We start from the raw sequence: 14,637 nt of genomic DNA on the forward strand, positions 1-14,637 counted from the left end.
GCGCTTTTTCTAAGAGTTGCGGCGAGTATGCGCACCTGCCCCCCAAAATGCCATGAGGGTTTTTCATAGGTCTTGCAGTGCGGCATCGCGCTTTGTCGGTTGCCCGACAATCTGCGTGCTTTCATGGGGAAAACCACATGCCGGATGGGGTTTACGCCAACCTTGCGGCGCAACGTAAACGCGGGCGCCGCGGTCGTCCGTTCGCGTTCGCCGCGGCGCTCGGGGGCATATCACGCCGCAAGAAAAACGCCGGCGAGCGGCCGGCGTGTCGAGTGTGCATCGGGCGCCTGAGCGGACGCATGCGGCCGCTCAGGCCGGTGTCTTCGGACGATATTCGCAGAGGTCGGAAATTCCGCACTGTGGGCACTTGGGCTTGCGTGCCACGCAGATGTAGCGGCCATGCAGGATCAGCCAGTGATGCGAGTCCTGTTTGTACTCGGCCGGGATCACTTTCTCGAGCTTGAGCTCGACCTCCAGCACGTTCTTGCCCGGCGCGACGCCGGTGCGATTCGAGACGCGAAAAATGTGCGTGTCGACGGCGATGGTGGGCATGCCGAACGCCGTATTGAGCACGACGTTGGCGGTCTTGCGGCCGACACCCGGCAGCGCCTCGAGCGCCTCGCGGGTGCGCGGCACCTCGCCGCCGTGGCGCTCGATCAGCAGCCGGCAGGTTTCGATCGCGTTCTTGGCTTTGGTGCGGAACAGCCCGATCGTCTTGATGTAATCGGTAAGGCCTTCGACACCGAGCGCCAGCATTTTTTCGGGCGTGCCGAACTGCGGGAAGAACTTGCGCGTGGCGATGTTGACCGACTTGTCGGTCGCCTGTGCCGAGAGCAGCACCGCGATCAACAACTGGAACGGCGTCTCGTACTCGAGCTCGGTGGTGGGGTGCGGATTGGCTGCCTGCAGGCGGGCAAAAATCTCGCGGCGCTTCTGTGCGTTCATCGTCGTGGACCGGGCGTTAGCTGTCGCGTCGGACGCCGTCGCGGCGGGCGCGGGCTCGCGCGAGCGCGCTGGCGATGGCGTCGCGCTTGCGTGCCGCTTCGTCTTCGTCGGGGGCGGCGCTCACCACGGCGGGCGCCTCGGGTTCGGCCATCAGCCCCGCATTGACCGCCGCGGCGCGCTGCTGTCTGGCGGCCCGATGCTGGTGGCGCGACCGCGCCTGTTCGGCGTCCGCCGCGGTCCAGGCGCGGTCGGCCGGCACCATGTCGATACAGTCGACCGGACAGGGGGCCACGCAGAGATCGCAGCCCGTACAGAGGTCGGGCACCACGGTGTGCATGCGTTTGTTGGCGCCCACGATCGCATCCACCGGACAGGCGCGGATGCAGAGGGTACAGCCGATGCAATGGGCCTCGTCGACACGCGCGACCAACAGGGGGCCGGGCAGACCACGGGTGGTGTCCAGCGGCAATTCGGGCTGGTCGAGCAGCTGCGCCAGCGCTGCAACGCCTTCCTGGCCACCGGGCGGACAACGGTTGATCTGCGCCGCGCCGCTGGCCAACGCATCGGCATAGGGCCGGCAACCGTCATAGCCGCATTTCGTGCACTGCGTCTGAGGAAGCAGGGCATCGATACGGTCAGCAAGCGTGGTACAGGACATAAAAATAAAAAGCGGGCCAGAGGCCCGCTTCAGAAAGGGGCGCCCGATCAGGATGCGCGGATGAATGCCGCGATTTTAGGACAGATCAGTTCGCGCCACCGGCGGCCCGAGAAAATGCCGTAATGACCCGCGCCCGTGGCCGTGTAATGCGTCTTGCGCGCGGCGGGAATGCCGGAGCACAGCTTGATGGCGGCGCGTGTCTGGCCCTGGCCGGAGATATCGTCGAGCTCGCCTTCCACGGTGAGCAGCGCGGTCTTGCGGATGTCGGCCGGACGCACGAGCTGACCGCCGATCTCCCAGGTGCCTTCGGGCAGGCGCGACTCCTGGAACACCACGCGGATGGTGTCGAGATAAAACTCGGCCGGCATATCGAGCACGGCGTTGTATTCGTCGTAGAAGCGGCGATGCGCCTCGGCGTCGCTGTCATCGCCACGCAGCAGATCGAGATAGAACTCGTAGTGCGACTTGAGGTGGCGGTCCGGGTTCATCGCCATGAATCCCGCGTGCTGCAGAAAGCCGGGATAGACCTTGCGGCCGGCGCCGGGATATGCGGGCGGCACGGCATGGATCAACTGGCTCTCGAACCAGTCGTACGACTTGGTCGTGGCCAGGCGGTTGACCTGCGTGGGCGATTCGCGCGGATCGATCGGGCCGCCCATCATCACCATGCTGCGAGGCTGCATGGGATCGTTGGCCGAGGCCAGCAGCGAAATCGCGGCCAGCACCGGCACGGTCGGCTGGCACACCGAAATCACGTGCACGTCGGGACCGAGTTCGCGAATGAACTCCTGGATGTACGTGACGTAGTCGTCGAGATGGAACGGGCCGGCCGACAGCGGCACCATCCGGGCATCGACCCAGTCGGTGACATACACGTCGTGCGCGGGCAGCAGCGCGCGCACGGTATCGCGCAGCAGCGTCGCATGGTGTCCGGAGAGCGGCGCCACCAGCAGCACGCGCGGGTCCTTGCGCTTGGCGACCAGGCGCGCATCGCGCTGGAAGTGCACGAGGCGACAGAAGGGCTTGTCGATGGCCACGGCCTCGACCACGCGCACCGGCTTGCCGTCGATCTCGGTCTCGGGCAGTCCCCACGCCGGCTTCTGGTATTCCTTGCCGATGCGGTGCATGAGCTCGTAACCGGCCGCGAGCTGGCGCGACATGGGCATATAGGCGAGCGGGCTGTAGGGGCTCGAGAAGAGCTGCGAGCCGGCGTCGGAGAACGCCACCAGCGGTCGCAGGAACGCCCGCTGCATTTCGTGCAATTGATACAGCATCGTGCCTAAGTCCAGAGATCAGGTCGGCCTATTATTGCGCCGGGTGGGAACGATATTGCGAAATTGTCTGATGGGGCGTCAGAATGGACCGCTCCTCGGACACTTCTTGTTGCGAAAAAGCGACCCGGCGCGAGACGCGAGCGCGTCACCAATAATTTTCGACGGCGAGGTTGCCCGGAATGCCACGCCGGCCCGGTGCGAATCCACGCTCTCCCAGCAATTTGCGTGCGTCGGTCAGCATCTCGGGATTGCCGCAGAGCATGATCTTCGCGCGTTCGGGATCGAGGGTTTCACCGGCCAGGGTTTCGAGGCCGCCATCGGCGATCAGCGTCGTGAGGCGCGCCTGCGGCATGCCCGGGAGCGCCTCGCGCGTGGCGATGGGCAGATACACCAGCTTGCGCGGATCCTCGGCGAAGTACGCCGCGTAGTCGGGATGCGTGCGCCAGCTCTCGATCTCGGCGCGATAGGCCAGCTCCTGTGCGGTTCGCACGCCGTGCACTAGCACGATGCGGTCGAACGCTTTCCAGGTGGCCGGATCGCGCAGGATCGACAGGTAGGCCGACAGGCCCGTGCCCGAGGCCAGCAGCCACAGGGTGCCGCCCGGCGTAAAACGCTCGAGCGTCAGAAAACCGTAGGGCTTTTTCTCGACGTAGAGCGCGTCGCCGGCGCGCAGCTCGGCCATGCGCGGGCTGAATTCGCCCTCGGGCACGACGATCGAATAGAACTCGAGATGGGCTTCGTGCGGCGCCGACACCATCGAATACGCGCGCCAGATCGTGGGCTCGGCATCGGGCGCGTCGGCGGCCGGCAATCCCACGCGGGCGAACTGCCCGGCCTGGAAGGCGAACGCCGGATCCCGGGTGGCGTGCACCGAAAACAGCTTGCCCGGCACCCAGGTGCGGACGTCGATGATGGTCTGGCGCGTGTACTTGGTATCGGTCATGGGCTCGGGCCAGTGGACACGCAAGGAGCCGCGCACGGGCCGGTAATCAGGGGAAAACAGTCACGGCGGCGGGTGGCCGCCGCTCGCGTGCTCAGCGCTCCAGGTGCTGCAGCTTGTCGGCCACGCCGTTCCATTCGTCGGCATCGGGCAGGGGCTTCTTGGCCCGGCTGATGCTGGCGAATTCGGGCGACAGCTCGGCGTTCAGGGCGATGAATTTCATCTGATCCTGGGGCACGTCTTCTTCGGCATAAATCGCGTTGGCCGGGCACTCGGGGATGCAGACCGCGCAGTCGATGCACTCGTCGGGGTCGATTACCAGGAAGTTCGGACCCTCACGAAAACAGTCCACCGGACATACGTCGACGCAGTCGGTGTACTTGCACTTGATACAGTTTTCGGTAACAACGTGGGTCATTCTAAAAAACTCCGGATGCGGGCGGGCGAGCTGATTCTGCGAACGGGTTCGATATCCTTGGGGTCGGATTTTACCCAATGCGCGGCAGGACCGGGATCATAACCCTGGCTGCGGTAGTGGCGGGGCCGGCGGAAGCGGGGGCGGCTGTGCTATGGTTGCCCGAAATTCCACCGCGCGATCATGATAATCACTTCGCTGCTCGACACCGACCTGTACAAATTCAGCATGATGCAGGTCGTTCTGCATCATTTTCCGGCTGCCCAGGTCGAATACCGCTATAAATGCCGAAACACCGGCGTCGATCTGCGGCCCTATCTGGATGAGATCCGCGCCGAGGTGCACGCGCTGTGCCAGCTGCGATTCACCGACGAAGAGCTCGAGTATCTGCGTAGCCTGCGCTTCATCAAGAGCGACTTCGTCGATTTCCTCGGGCTCTTTCATCTGCCCGAGCGCTGCATCACCATCAGCGAAGGCGAGGGCCCGGGTGAGATCGACATCAGCGTGCAGGGGCCGTGGCTGCACACGATCCTGTTCGAGATCCCCGTGCTGGCGATCGTCAACGAGGTCTATTTCCGCAACACGCGCAAGAATCCCGATTGGGCCGAGGGCCGCGAGCGTCTCCAGAAGAAAATGCATCTGGTGCTCGACGATCCCGCGCTCGCCGACTTCCGCGTCGCCGAATACGGCACGCGCCGGCGCTTCTCCAAGCGCTGGCACGAAGAGGTCGTGCAGACCATGAAGAGCCAGATGGGCGTGCACTTCGCCGGCACGAGCAACGTGCTGCTGGCCAAGCAACACGACGTGCTGCCGCTGGGCACGATGGGTCACGAGTATCTGCAGGCCTGCCAGGCGCTGGGGCCGCGGCTGCGTGATTCGCAGGTGTTCGCGCTCGAGGTCTGGGCCAAGGAATATCGCGGCGACCTCGGCATCGCGCTGTCCGATGTCTATGGCATGGATGCCTTTCTGCGCGACTTCGATATGTACTTCTGCAAGCTGTTCGATGGCGCCCGGCACGATTCCGGCGACCCCTTCAAGTGGGGCGAGCGCCTGCTCGAACACTATCGCAAGAACCGCGTCGACCCGCGCACCAAGACGCTGGTATTCTCCGACTCGCTGACCTTCCCGCGCGCGATCGAACTGGCGCGCCAGTTCGCCGGTCGCTGCCGCGTGTCGTTCGGCATCGGCACCAATCTCACCAACGATCTCGGCCACGAGCCGCTTCAGATCGTGATGAAGATGGTCCGATGCAACGGCCAGCCGGTGGCGAAGGTCTCCGACGCGCCCGAAAAAACCATGTGCGACGATCCGGCCTATCTCGCCTATCTGCGCCAGGTTTTCCAGTTGCCGCCGGCGTAAGCCCGGCTTTTCCGATTTGTCTCGACCACCGTTCCATTAGGGGAATCACATGAGCAGTATCAAGCGCTACAACGTGGAAAAGCGCCTGTCCGACATGGCCGTCTATAACGGCGTGGCGTACCTGGCCGGCCAGGTGCCCGACGATGCCACGGCCGACATCACCGGCCAGACGCAGCAGGTGCTGGCGACCATCGATCGTCTGCTGGCCGAGGCCGGTACCGACAAGACCAAGATCCTGATGGCCCAGATTTTCGTGGCCAACATCAAGGAATTCGATGGCATGAACAAGGCCTGGGACGCATGGGTTGCCGCTGGCAATTCGCCCCCCCGCGCCACCGTCGAGGCCCGTCTGGCCAATCCCGACTTCAAGGTCGAGATCGTCGTGACGGCCGCGATCGGCTAAGGCGCCTGGCGCCCACGAAAAAGCCGCGGCGTGCCGCGGCTTTTTTGTGCGCATCTGGCGCCGCTCAGGCCTCGTTCTCTTCGCCCAGCAGCAGCGTGGCGGCCACCAGGCCGCCGAGCTCGTGGCAACGGTCCGCGTCGGCGCTGCCGAGCGTCTTGGGTGCGAGGATCTGTTCCGCGGTCTGGGCGCCGTTGCGCACGACGACGGGGGCGCCGAGGAGGTTCAGCCGCCATCCCGTGCAGATTCTTTCCATCTGCCGCTGCGCGCCCGCGCCGTCGCTTCCCGCCGCGATGGCCAGGCCACACGGGCGGCCCGCCACCTGATCCAGCACCGCGTAATAAGCCTGATCGAAGAACTCCTTCATGGCGCCGGTGAGCGAGCCGAGATTTTCAGGCGCGCAGAAGAGATAGCCGTCGGCGTCCAGGACGTCCCGCGCGTGCGCCTCGGCGGCGGCGAGGCTGCGTACCTCGAGCGCCTGGCCCAGATCCAGCTCGGTCGCCGCCGCGCGGGCGCCCTGCGCCAGCTGCTCGCTCATCTGGCGCGCGCAGCCGGTGCGGCTGTGCCAGACGATCAGCAGGCGTTTCATGCGAGGCGCGCCAGCGTGTCCTGGCGGTAGTAGCTGCGCAGCAGTTCGTACCAGGCGGGCAGGGCGGTCGCGAGCGGCTCGGGGTCGGCGAAGAAGTGCTCCGAGCTGACCGCGAAGAATTCGGCCTCGTCGGTGGCCGCGTAGGCATCCAGCGGCAGCTGCGCATACCAGTAGTCGGCCGCCTCGCTCTCGGGGTCGACATCGGCCGGGATGCTGGCCTCGACCGCGTCGACGGCGGCCTGGAAGCGTTCGAGGCTGTCTTCGAGGATCTCGCGCCACTGGCGCGCCTTCAGTTCGGGGTGCGCATGCAGGCTGGGCATGCCATCGGCGTCGCCCGCCGCCAGATCGAGCTTGTGGGCGAATTCGTGAATCACCACGTTGAAGGCGCCATCGGTATTGCTGACGTCGCTCCAGGACAGCACGACCGGGCCGCCCTCCCAGGCTTCGCCCGCGGCGTCTTCGACGAACTCGTGCACCACGCCGTCGGCGTCCTGCATCGTGCGGGGAATGGCGAACCCGGCCGGGTACACGATGATCTCGTCCCAGCCCTCGTAGAGGGTGGGCGACAGATGCAGGATGGGCAGCGCGGCCTGCGTGGCGATCGCGAGCCGCATCCGGTCGTCGGGCTCCAGACCGCCCGCGCCGTTGATGTTTTTGCTGGCCAGAATCCAGGCCACGCGCTGCTGCAGGGCCTCGCGTTCTTCGGCGCCGAGCGCCGCCACGAAGGGATAGCCCGCGACCACCTCGTCCCACAGCGCCGGCGGAATGCGAGCCTGCATTTCCTGTACTTTTGTATCGGCCGCCCCACGGCCCACCAACCATCTCAGCATTGCTTTGCGTCCTTGTCGGGCGGCCGGTCTGTCGCCCCTCGGCTAGTGTAGAGTGTAGGGAATTCCATCGACCCCTGTTGTCCGCCGTTTCTGCCGCGATGTCCGCCACGCTCGAACCCATCACGCTCGCGCCTTTCGACGCGACCTGGCGCCAGCAGGCTGGCGACGGCCTGGACGCCGCCGCGCAGGCGGGACTCGACCAGGTCGTGGCCTGGGCCTGGCCTCAGATCGATGGCCAGTCCATGCCGACCGGCGAGCCGCTGAGCAATCACGCCGCGGGCGTGGTGCGCATCCTGGCCTCGCTCCAGACCGACGCGGCCACCCGCGCCGCCGCCGTGCTGGCGGTGCTGCCCTCCGATCTCAACGCGCCAGCCCCCGCGCTGCGCAACGATCCCATCGCCACGGCGTTCGGGGCCGAGATCGCCCGGCTGGTGCAGGGCGCCCGCGCGCTGCTGCGCCTGGGCATCGTGGCCCGCCAGGCCAGCGACAGCGCGGCCGGATCGGGCTCGCAAAAAGAAATGCAGCGCAAGATGCTGCTGGCGATGGCCGCCGACCTGCGCATCGTGCTGATGCGCCTCGCGTCGCGCTTGCAGACCCTGCGCTGGTACGCCGAATCCAAGACACCGTGCCCGGCCGAGTTCGCGCGCGAGACCCTCGATCTGTACACCCCGCTCGCCAACCGGCTTGGCATCTGGCAGATCAAATGGGAAATGGAAGACCTCGCCTTCCGTTTCCTGGATGCGGATCGCTACAAACAGATCGCGCGCCTGCTCGAAGAAAAGCGGGTCGAGCGCGAGGCGTTCATCGCCGGCGCGATCGAACGCATGCAGCAGGCGCTGCGGGCGGCCGGCATCAACGCCGAAGTGAGCGGCCGGCCCAAGCACATCTACAGCATCTGGAACAAGATGCGGGTCAAGCGGCTCGACTTCAGCGAGATGTACGACCTGCGCGCCCTGCGCGTCATCGTCGACGACGTGCGCGACTGCTACACCGCGTTGGGCCTGGTCCACGAAATGTGGACGCCGGTCACCGACGAGTTCGACGACTACATCTCGCGGCCCAAGCCCAATGGCTACCGCTCACTGCACACCGTCGTGGCCGACGATGACGGACGCCCGTTCGAGGTGCAGATCCGTACGCACGAGATGCATCAGTTCGCCGAGTACGGCATGGCGGCGCATTGGCGCTACAAAGAAGCGGGCGCCCGCGGCGGTCAGGTTTCCGCGTCGAGCGACTACGATCGGCAGCTGTCCTGGATGCGTCAGCTGCTCGCCTGGAACAGCGATGTCGAGGCGGTCGACGAGGGCGGTGGCGCCGCGCCGGCCAACGCCGGGTCCGCCCCGGCAGCCCCCAAGGCCGCCACGCGTCCCGACGACGACCGGATCTATGTGCTCACGCCGCAGGCCCGCGTGATCGAGCTCCCCACCGGCGCCACGCCGGTCGACTTCGCCTATCACCTGCACACCGATCTGGGGCACCGCTGCCGCGGCGCTCGCGTCGATGGGCAGATGGTCCCGCTGCATACGCAGCTGGCCACCGGCCAGACCGTGGAGATCATTTCCGCCAAGTCGGGCGGTCCCTCGCGCGACTGGCTCAATCCGCAGCTGGGCTACCTGGCGAGCCCGCGGGCGCGCTCCAAGGTGCGCATGTGGTTCAACGCGATCGAGCTGGCGCAGCGCATCACGCAGGGCCAGGCCCTGGTCGAAAAAGAGCTGCAGCGGCTCGGCAAAACCGCCGTCAATCTCGAGCAGCTGGCCCAGAACCTCGGCTTTGCGCGGGCCGACGATCTTTATGTGGCCGCGGCCAAAGAAGAATTCAGCCTGCGCCAGATCGACAGCGTGTTCCAGGCGCCGGCCGCCGCGCCCGCCGAGGCGCCGGTGGCGTTCCGCCATGCACCCAGCAACGAGAGCGCCGAAAAAACCGGCAAGAGCGGCGTGCTGGTGGTGGGCGTGGGATCGTTGCTGACGCAACTGGCGCGCTGCTGCCGTCCGGCGCCGCCCGACCTGATCGCGGGCTTCGTCACGCGGGGGCGGGGTGTGTCGATCCACCGCTCGGATTGCCACAGCTTCAAGGCCCTGGCCGAGCGCGAACCCGAACGCGTCATCGAGGTGGCGTGGGGCGAAACCAAGGATTCCTTCTATCCGGTCGACATCAGCGTGCGGGCGCACGACCGCCCGGGGCTGTTGCGCGATCTCTCCGAAGTGTTCGCGCGGCTGCGGCTCAATGTCGTGGGCGTCAACACGCAGAGCCGTCAGTCGCTCGCGCACATGGTGTTCACGGTCGAGGTGCGCGGGGGCGAGAGTCTCGGCAAGGCGCTCGACGCGCTGGCCGAGGTGCAGGGCGTGTCGTCCGCGGCACGACGCTGATCTGGTCGCATCCGCCGCGCCCAAGAAAAAAGCCATCCCGAGGGATGGCTTTTTTTACGTCAGCGCAATCAATGCGCCTTTTTGTCGTCGATGAAGAACGACGCGATCAGGCCCAGCGTGACGCCGAACATCACGTAGTACGCGGGCGCCATGGGCGACTCGGTCGTCTTGATGAGCCAGGTCACGATGAACTGGGCGAAGCCGCCGAAGATCATCACGGCCACGTTATACGCGAGCGACAGGCCCACCGAACGCACGCGCGGCGGGAACAGCTCCGCCATCACGGTGCTGAACACGCCGAAGAATGCCGACACGAACAGGCAGACCACGAGCTGCACCACCAGCAGGCGCTCGATCGACGGCGCCGACGTCAGCCAGGCATACAGCGGATACAGCACCAGCAGGTAGCCGATCAGCGAACCGATCACGAGCGGGCGGCGGCCGACGCGGTCGGACCAGGCGCCCATGAACGGCGTCAGCAGCACCATCAGCGCGGCGCCGGCCATCTGCACCATGAAGGTCTGCGTCATGGGCAGCATCAGGATCTTGGTCGAGTAGGTGACCAGATACGTGAAGGTGATGTAGATCGACACCGTGGCGGTCACGACCAGGCCCACGCCGATCATCGTTTCGCGGGTGTGCTGGGCGATCATCTGGCCCAGGGTCAGGCGCTCGACGGTGCCGGCGGCCTGCTCGCTCTGCATTTCCTTGAACGCGTCGGTTTCGTCGACGTTGCGGCGGATGTAGATGGCCAGCGGCACGATCGCCAGACCGAAGGCGAACGGCAGGCGCCAGGCCCAGGCTTCGATCTGCTCGGTCGTGAAGACTTCGGTGATCAGGGTGCCGAAGGCGGCGCCGATCAGCAGGGCCAGCATCTGGCCGGCCATCTGCCACGAACCGTAGAAACCGCGGCGGTGCTTGGGCGCCATCTCGATCAGCAGCGCGGTCGAGGTACCGAACTCGCCACCGGCCGAGAAGCCCTGCAGCAGGCGCGCGATCAGGATGAAGATCGGGGCCAGGATGCCGGCGGCGTGATAGGTGGGGGCCACGGTGATCAGCGCGATCGACACGGCCATCAGCGAGGTGACCATCACCATGGCGGCCTTGCGGCCCTTGCGGTCGCCGTACAGGCCGAGCAGGATGCCCCCGACCGGACGCATGAAGAAGCCGACGCCGAAGATGGCGGTGGTCATCAGGATCGAGTTGAGCTCGCTGCCGGGAACGTTGGGGTCCACCGGGAAGAACAGCTTCGCGATGATGGGCGTCATGAACGCGAAGACGAGAAAGTCATACCACTCCAACGCGTTGCCGATGACGGCAGCCACGATGTTGCGGGTGGGTACGGCGCGGTGCTGCACGGGGAATCCCCTTGGGTTGAGTGAAAAAGAAGGGCGGAATTTTAGGCCTAATTTCGAACGCTTTTTGTCCGCGGCGGTCCGGTGGCCTAAACTTATATCTTTACCCCAAGGGTTTTTGAGATGAATACGCGTACCTGGCTAGAGACTCTGGTGGGCTTCGACACCACCAGCCGCAACTCGAATCTGGCGCTGATCGAAACCGCGCGCGACTGGTTGCAGAAGCAGGGCGTGCAGGCCTGGCTGGTGCATAACCCCGAAGGCAACAAGGCCAATCTGTTCGCCACCTTGCCGGGCAGCGAGGGCGAGCAGGGTGGGATCGTGCTGTCGGGTCACACCGACGTCGTGCCGGTCGACGGCCAGGACTGGCGCACCGACCCGTTCAAGCTCACCGAGGCCGATGGCAAGCTGTACGGTCGTGGCGCCTGCGACATGAAGGGCTTCATCGCCGCCTCGCTCGCGCTGGTGCCCGAGTTTCTGGCCATGCCGCGCAAGAAGCCCATCCACCTGGCGTTTTCGTACGACGAAGAGGTCGGCTGCGCCGGCGCGCCGTACATGATCGCCGACCTGCACGATCGCGGGATCCGGCCCGAAGGCTGCGTGGTGGGCGAGCCCACCGGCATGCAGGTCGTGGTGGCGCACAAAGGCATCAACCTGTTCCGCTGCAAGGTGCACGGCAAGGCCGCGCATTCCTCGCTCACCCCGCGCGGCTGCAATGCCATCGAATACGCCGCCCGCCTGATCTGTCACATCCGCGACGTGGCCGATTCGTTCAAGGCCCAGGGTCCGTACGACCAGCACTACGACGTGCCGTTCTCCACGATGACCACCAACCAGATCAAGGGCGGCATCGCGGTCAACACCATCCCCGAGCTGTGCGAGTTCTCCTATGAGTTCCGCAATCTGCCGGGCATGCCGGCCGACGAGATCCAGGCCCGGGTGCAGCGCTACGTCGACGACGAGCTGCTGCCCCGCATGCAGGCCGAGTTCGCCGGCGCGCGGATCGATATCGAGACCGGCGCCGCCGCGCCCGGCCTGGATGCCTCCGAAGAGGCCGCGATCACGCAACTCGTGCGCGCGCTCACCGAGGATCGCGTCACCCGCAAGGTGGCCTACGGCACCGAGGCGGGCCTGTTCCAGGGCATCGGCATTCCGACGGTGGTCTGCGGTCCGGGCCATATCGAGCAGGCCCACAAGCCCGACGAGTTCGTCGCGATCGACCAGATGGCCGATTGCGAGCGATTCCTGCGTCGTCTGGGTCAGTCGCTCTGACGCGACGCCCGTCCGGCCCGGCGGGGTGGGGCAGGAATGCCCCGCCTCGGGTAAAATGACGGGTTGCTGACCGGCAGCCGCCGGTCAGCCTTGCACGGCAAGACCCCCCTGGGCGACTTGATGGCGTTTCCCTTGCCGGAACGCCGCGAAAGCGAGATGTTTGTGAAACCTTACGACCTTCCAGATCCTCAAGGCCACTTCGGCCCCTATGGCGGCGTGTTCGTGGCGGAAACGCTGATGCACGCCCTGGACGAGCTGCGCGCGGCCTATGAGGCCAGCCGCCAGGACCCGGCGTTCCTCGAGACCTTCAACTACGAGCTGAAGCATTTCGTGGGCCGTCCCAGTCCGGTGTATCACGCCCGCCGCTGGTCCGAACGTCTGGGCGGTGCCCAGATCTGGTTCAAGCGCGAGGATCTTAATCACACCGGCGCGCACAAGGTCAATAACTGCATCGGCCAGGCGCTGCTCGCCCGCCGCATGGGCAAGCCGCGCGTGATCGCCGAGACCGGCGCGGGCCAGCACGGCGTGGCCACCGCCACGGTCGCGGCCCGCTACGGCATGGAGTGCGTGGTCTACATGGGCAGCGAAGACGTCCGCCGTCAGGCCTCCAACGTCTATCGCATGAAGCTCCTGGGCGCCACCGTCGTGCCGGTCAACTCCGGCTCGCGCACCCTCAAGGACGCGCTCAACGAAGCGATGCGCGACTGGGTCACCAACATCGAAAACACGTTCTACATCATCGGCACCGTGGCCGGTCCGGACCCGTACCCCCGCATGGTGCGTGACTTCCAGACCGTGATCGGCAACGAATGCCTGGTGCAGATGCCCGAAGCCATTGGCCGCCAGCCCGATTACGTGGTGGCGGCGGTGGGCGGCGGCTCCAACGCCATGGGCATCTTCCACCCCTACATCCCGTACGAAGGCACCGAGCTGATCGGTGTCGAGGCCGCGGGCGAAGGCATGGAAAGCGGCCGTCACGCCGCCTCGCTGGCCGCGGGCCAGGTGGGCGTGCTGCACGGCAACCGCACCTACGTGATGCAGGATGCCGACGGCCAGGTCCAGGAAACCCACTCGGTGTCGGCCGGCCTGGATTATCCCGGCGTGGGCCCCGAGCATGCCTGGCTCAAGGACGCCGGCCGTGCGCGCTACGTCGGTATCACCGACGACGAAGCACTCGCCGCCTTCCACGACTGCTGCCGCATCGAGGGCATCATGCCCGCGCTGGAGTCCGCGCACGCCATCGCTCAAGCCGTGAAGATGGCCCCCACGCTGTCCTCCGATAAGGTGATCCTGGTCAATCTGTCCGGCCGGGGCGACAAAGACATGCACACCGTCGCCGAGCGCGCCGGCATCGAACTCTGATACCCGCGCCATGACTAGCGACAACCAACGCATTTCCGCGGCGTTCGCCCGCGTGTCCGCCGCCGGGCGCGCTTCGGCGCTCATTCCCTATATCGCCGCCGGCGATCCTTCGCCGGCCGCCACGGTGCCGCTGATGCACGCATTGGTGCGCGCGGGCGCCGATGTGATCGAGCTGGGCGTGCCGTTTTCCGATCCGATGGCCGATGGTCCGGTGATCCAGCGCGCCGCCGAGCGCGCGATCGCGCAGGGCGTGGGCCTGACCCGCGTGCTGGAGCTCGTGGCCGAGTTCCGCCGCGACGACACCGAAACGCCGGTCGTGCTGATGGGCTACGCGAATCCGATCGAGCGCATGGGCCAGGAGGCCTTCGCGCAGCGCGCCCACGACGCCGGTGTCGACGGCGTGCTGGTTGTCGACTATCCGCCCGAAGAGGTCGACGCCTTTGCCGTCATGCTCGACCGCGCGGGCGTGGCGCCGATTTTCCTGCTGGCCCCCACGTCCACCGACGCGCGCATCCAGAAAATCGCGCAGGTCGCCCGTGGCTACGTCTACTACGTCTCGCTCAAGGGCGTGACGGGGGCGGGCAGTCTCAATACCGACGATGTGGCGGCGCGGCTCGCGCTGATCCGCCGCCACGTCAGCATTCCGGTGGGCGTGGGCTTCGGCATCCGCGACGCCGAGAGTGCGGCTCGCATCGCCGAACACGCCGACGCGGTCGTGATCGGCAGCAAGCTGATCGAAACCATGGAGCAGGCTGTCGCGCAAGCGCCGGCCGCGCAGCAGGCCGACGCCGCCGTCAAGGCCGCCGGCGACTGGCTCTCCACGATCCGGCAGGCGCTGGATCAAGTCAAACGAATCAACGCGCCGGCCTGAC

The 14,637-nt window shown here is 66.3% G+C and carries 14 protein-coding genes; 6 read left to right on the forward strand and 8 right to left on the reverse strand.

The genetic code is table 11. From position 1 onward, the window contains the following. Nucleotides 1-309: 309 nt before the first annotated feature. The 5 genes from nth to fdxA form a co-directional block, all read right to left on the reverse strand. The gene (nth, locus tag CEK29_RS05980; RefSeq protein WP_094798781.1) at nt 310-945 is read right to left on the reverse strand and encodes an endonuclease III; all 636 of its coding nucleotides are present in this window, start codon (nt 943-945) and stop codon (nt 310-312) included. 16 nt (nt 946-961) lie between these two features. After that, nucleotides 962-1,603 carry an electron transport complex subunit RsxB gene (gene rsxB, locus CEK29_RS05985; RefSeq protein WP_094857600.1) on the reverse strand — a complete coding sequence of 214 codons (642 nt, stop codon included), beginning with the start codon at nt 1,601-1,603 and terminating at the stop codon, nt 962-964. Nucleotides 1,604-1,650: 47 nt separating this feature from the next. Beyond that, nucleotides 1,651-2,877, reverse strand: a complete 1,227-nt coding sequence (locus CEK29_RS05990) for a polyhydroxyalkanoate depolymerase (protein WP_094857601.1) — start codon at nt 2,875-2,877, stop codon at nt 1,651-1,653. A gap of 145 nt (nt 2,878-3,022) precedes the next feature. Further along, entirely contained in the window at nt 3,023-3,820 is a 798-nt protein-coding gene (locus tag CEK29_RS05995; RefSeq protein WP_094798784.1) for a ferredoxin--NADP reductase, read from the reverse strand. 91 nt (nt 3,821-3,911) lie between these two features. Further along, complete coding sequence (gene fdxA, locus CEK29_RS06000; RefSeq protein ID WP_094798785.1) at nt 3,912-4,235, reverse strand: ferredoxin FdxA; 324 nt, start codon at nt 4,233-4,235, stop codon at nt 3,912-3,914. 180 nt (nt 4,236-4,415) lie between these two features. Here fdxA and pncB point away from each other — a divergent pair, with 180 nt between their 5' ends. Beyond that, on the forward strand, nt 4,416-5,591 hold the full coding sequence (gene pncB / locus CEK29_RS06005) for a nicotinate phosphoribosyltransferase (RefSeq protein WP_094798786.1): 1,176 nt from the start codon (nt 4,416-4,418) through the stop codon (nt 5,589-5,591). Nucleotides 5,592-5,640: 49 nt separating this feature from the next. Beyond that, entirely contained in the window at nt 5,641-5,994 is a 354-nt protein-coding gene (locus tag CEK29_RS06010) for a RidA family protein (RefSeq protein ID WP_094798787.1), read from the forward strand. Nucleotides 5,995-6,058: 64 nt separating this feature from the next. Here CEK29_RS06010 and CEK29_RS06015 read toward each other — a convergent pair whose 3' ends face one another. Together CEK29_RS06015 and CEK29_RS06020 are read right to left on the reverse strand one after the other, a co-directional pair. After that, nucleotides 6,059-6,580, reverse strand: a complete 522-nt coding sequence (locus tag CEK29_RS06015) for a flavodoxin family protein (RefSeq protein WP_094857602.1) — start codon at nt 6,578-6,580, stop codon at nt 6,059-6,061. Beyond that, nucleotides 6,577-7,410, reverse strand: a complete 834-nt coding sequence (locus CEK29_RS06020) for a zinc-dependent peptidase (RefSeq protein ID WP_094798789.1) — start codon at nt 7,408-7,410, stop codon at nt 6,577-6,579. The genes CEK29_RS06015 and CEK29_RS06020 overlap by 4 nt, the downstream gene beginning before the upstream one ends. Nucleotides 7,411-7,508: 98 nt before the next feature. On the opposite strand from CEK29_RS06020, the gene CEK29_RS06025 reads away from it, so the two are divergent. Continuing rightward, complete coding sequence (locus CEK29_RS06025) at nt 7,509-9,776, forward strand: RelA/SpoT family protein (protein ID WP_094857603.1); 2,268 nt, start codon at nt 7,509-7,511, stop codon at nt 9,774-9,776. A 68-nt stretch (nt 9,777-9,844) separates the two neighbouring features. Here the strand turns inward: CEK29_RS06025 and CEK29_RS06030 are convergent, their stop codons facing one another. After that, nucleotides 9,845-11,134, reverse strand: a complete 1,290-nt coding sequence (locus CEK29_RS06030) for an MFS transporter (RefSeq protein WP_094798791.1) — start codon at nt 11,132-11,134, stop codon at nt 9,845-9,847. A 120-nt stretch (nt 11,135-11,254) separates the two neighbouring features. Here CEK29_RS06030 and argE point away from each other — a divergent pair, with 120 nt between their 5' ends. The 3 genes from argE to trpA all read left to right on the forward strand — a co-directional run bounded on the left by argE (nt 11,255) and on the right by trpA (nt 14,636). Beyond that, nucleotides 11,255-12,403, forward strand: coding sequence for an acetylornithine deacetylase (gene argE / locus CEK29_RS06035; protein ID WP_094857604.1), 1,149 nt, complete (start codon nt 11,255-11,257; stop codon nt 12,401-12,403). A gap of 162 nt (nt 12,404-12,565) precedes the next feature. Then, nucleotides 12,566-13,765, forward strand: a complete 1,200-nt coding sequence (gene trpB / locus CEK29_RS06040) for a tryptophan synthase subunit beta (RefSeq protein ID WP_094798893.1) — start codon at nt 12,566-12,568, stop codon at nt 13,763-13,765. A 10-nt stretch (nt 13,766-13,775) separates the two neighbouring features. Beyond that, a complete protein-coding gene (gene trpA / locus CEK29_RS06045) occupies nt 13,776-14,636 on the forward strand; it encodes a tryptophan synthase subunit alpha (RefSeq protein ID WP_094798793.1) in 861 nt (286 codons plus the stop codon). The last annotated feature ends 1 nt before the right edge of the window (nt 14,637 follow it).

The sequence above is a fragment of the Bordetella genomosp. 5 genome (assembly GCF_002261475.1).
In the GTDB taxonomy this organism is placed as follows: Bacteria; Pseudomonadota; Gammaproteobacteria; order Burkholderiales; family Burkholderiaceae_B; genus Bordetella.

Coding starts and splice junctions, on each gene's coding strand:
- nth (WP_094798781.1), bottom strand. CDS start 945: ATGAACGCACAGAAGCGCCGCGAGATTTTTGCCCGCCTGCAGGCAGCC.
- rsxB (WP_094857600.1), bottom strand. CDS start 1,603: ATGTCCTGTACCACGCTTGCTGACCGTATCGATGCCCTGCTTCCTCAG.
- CEK29_RS05990 (WP_094857601.1), bottom strand. CDS start 2,877: ATGCTGTATCAATTGCACGAAATGCAGCGGGCGTTCCTGCGACCGCTG.
- CEK29_RS05995 (WP_094798784.1), bottom strand. CDS start 3,820: ATGACCGATACCAAGTACACGCGCCAGACCATCATCGACGTCCGCACC.
- fdxA (WP_094798785.1), bottom strand. CDS start 4,235: ATGACCCACGTTGTTACCGAAAACTGTATCAAGTGCAAGTACACCGAC.
- pncB (WP_094798786.1), top strand. CDS start 4,416: ATGATAATCACTTCGCTGCTCGACACCGACCTGTACAAATTCAGCATG.
- CEK29_RS06010 (WP_094798787.1), top strand. CDS start 5,641: ATGAGCAGTATCAAGCGCTACAACGTGGAAAAGCGCCTGTCCGACATG.
- CEK29_RS06015 (WP_094857602.1), bottom strand. CDS start 6,580: ATGAAACGCCTGCTGATCGTCTGGCACAGCCGCACCGGCTGCGCGCGC.
- CEK29_RS06020 (WP_094798789.1), bottom strand. CDS start 7,410: ATGCTGAGATGGTTGGTGGGCCGTGGGGCGGCCGATACAAAAGTACAG.
- CEK29_RS06025 (WP_094857603.1), top strand. CDS start 7,509: ATGTCCGCCACGCTCGAACCCATCACGCTCGCGCCTTTCGACGCGACC.
- argE (WP_094857604.1), top strand. CDS start 11,255: ATGAATACGCGTACCTGGCTAGAGACTCTGGTGGGCTTCGACACCACC.
- trpA (WP_094798793.1), top strand. CDS start 13,776: ATGACTAGCGACAACCAACGCATTTCCGCGGCGTTCGCCCGCGTGTCC.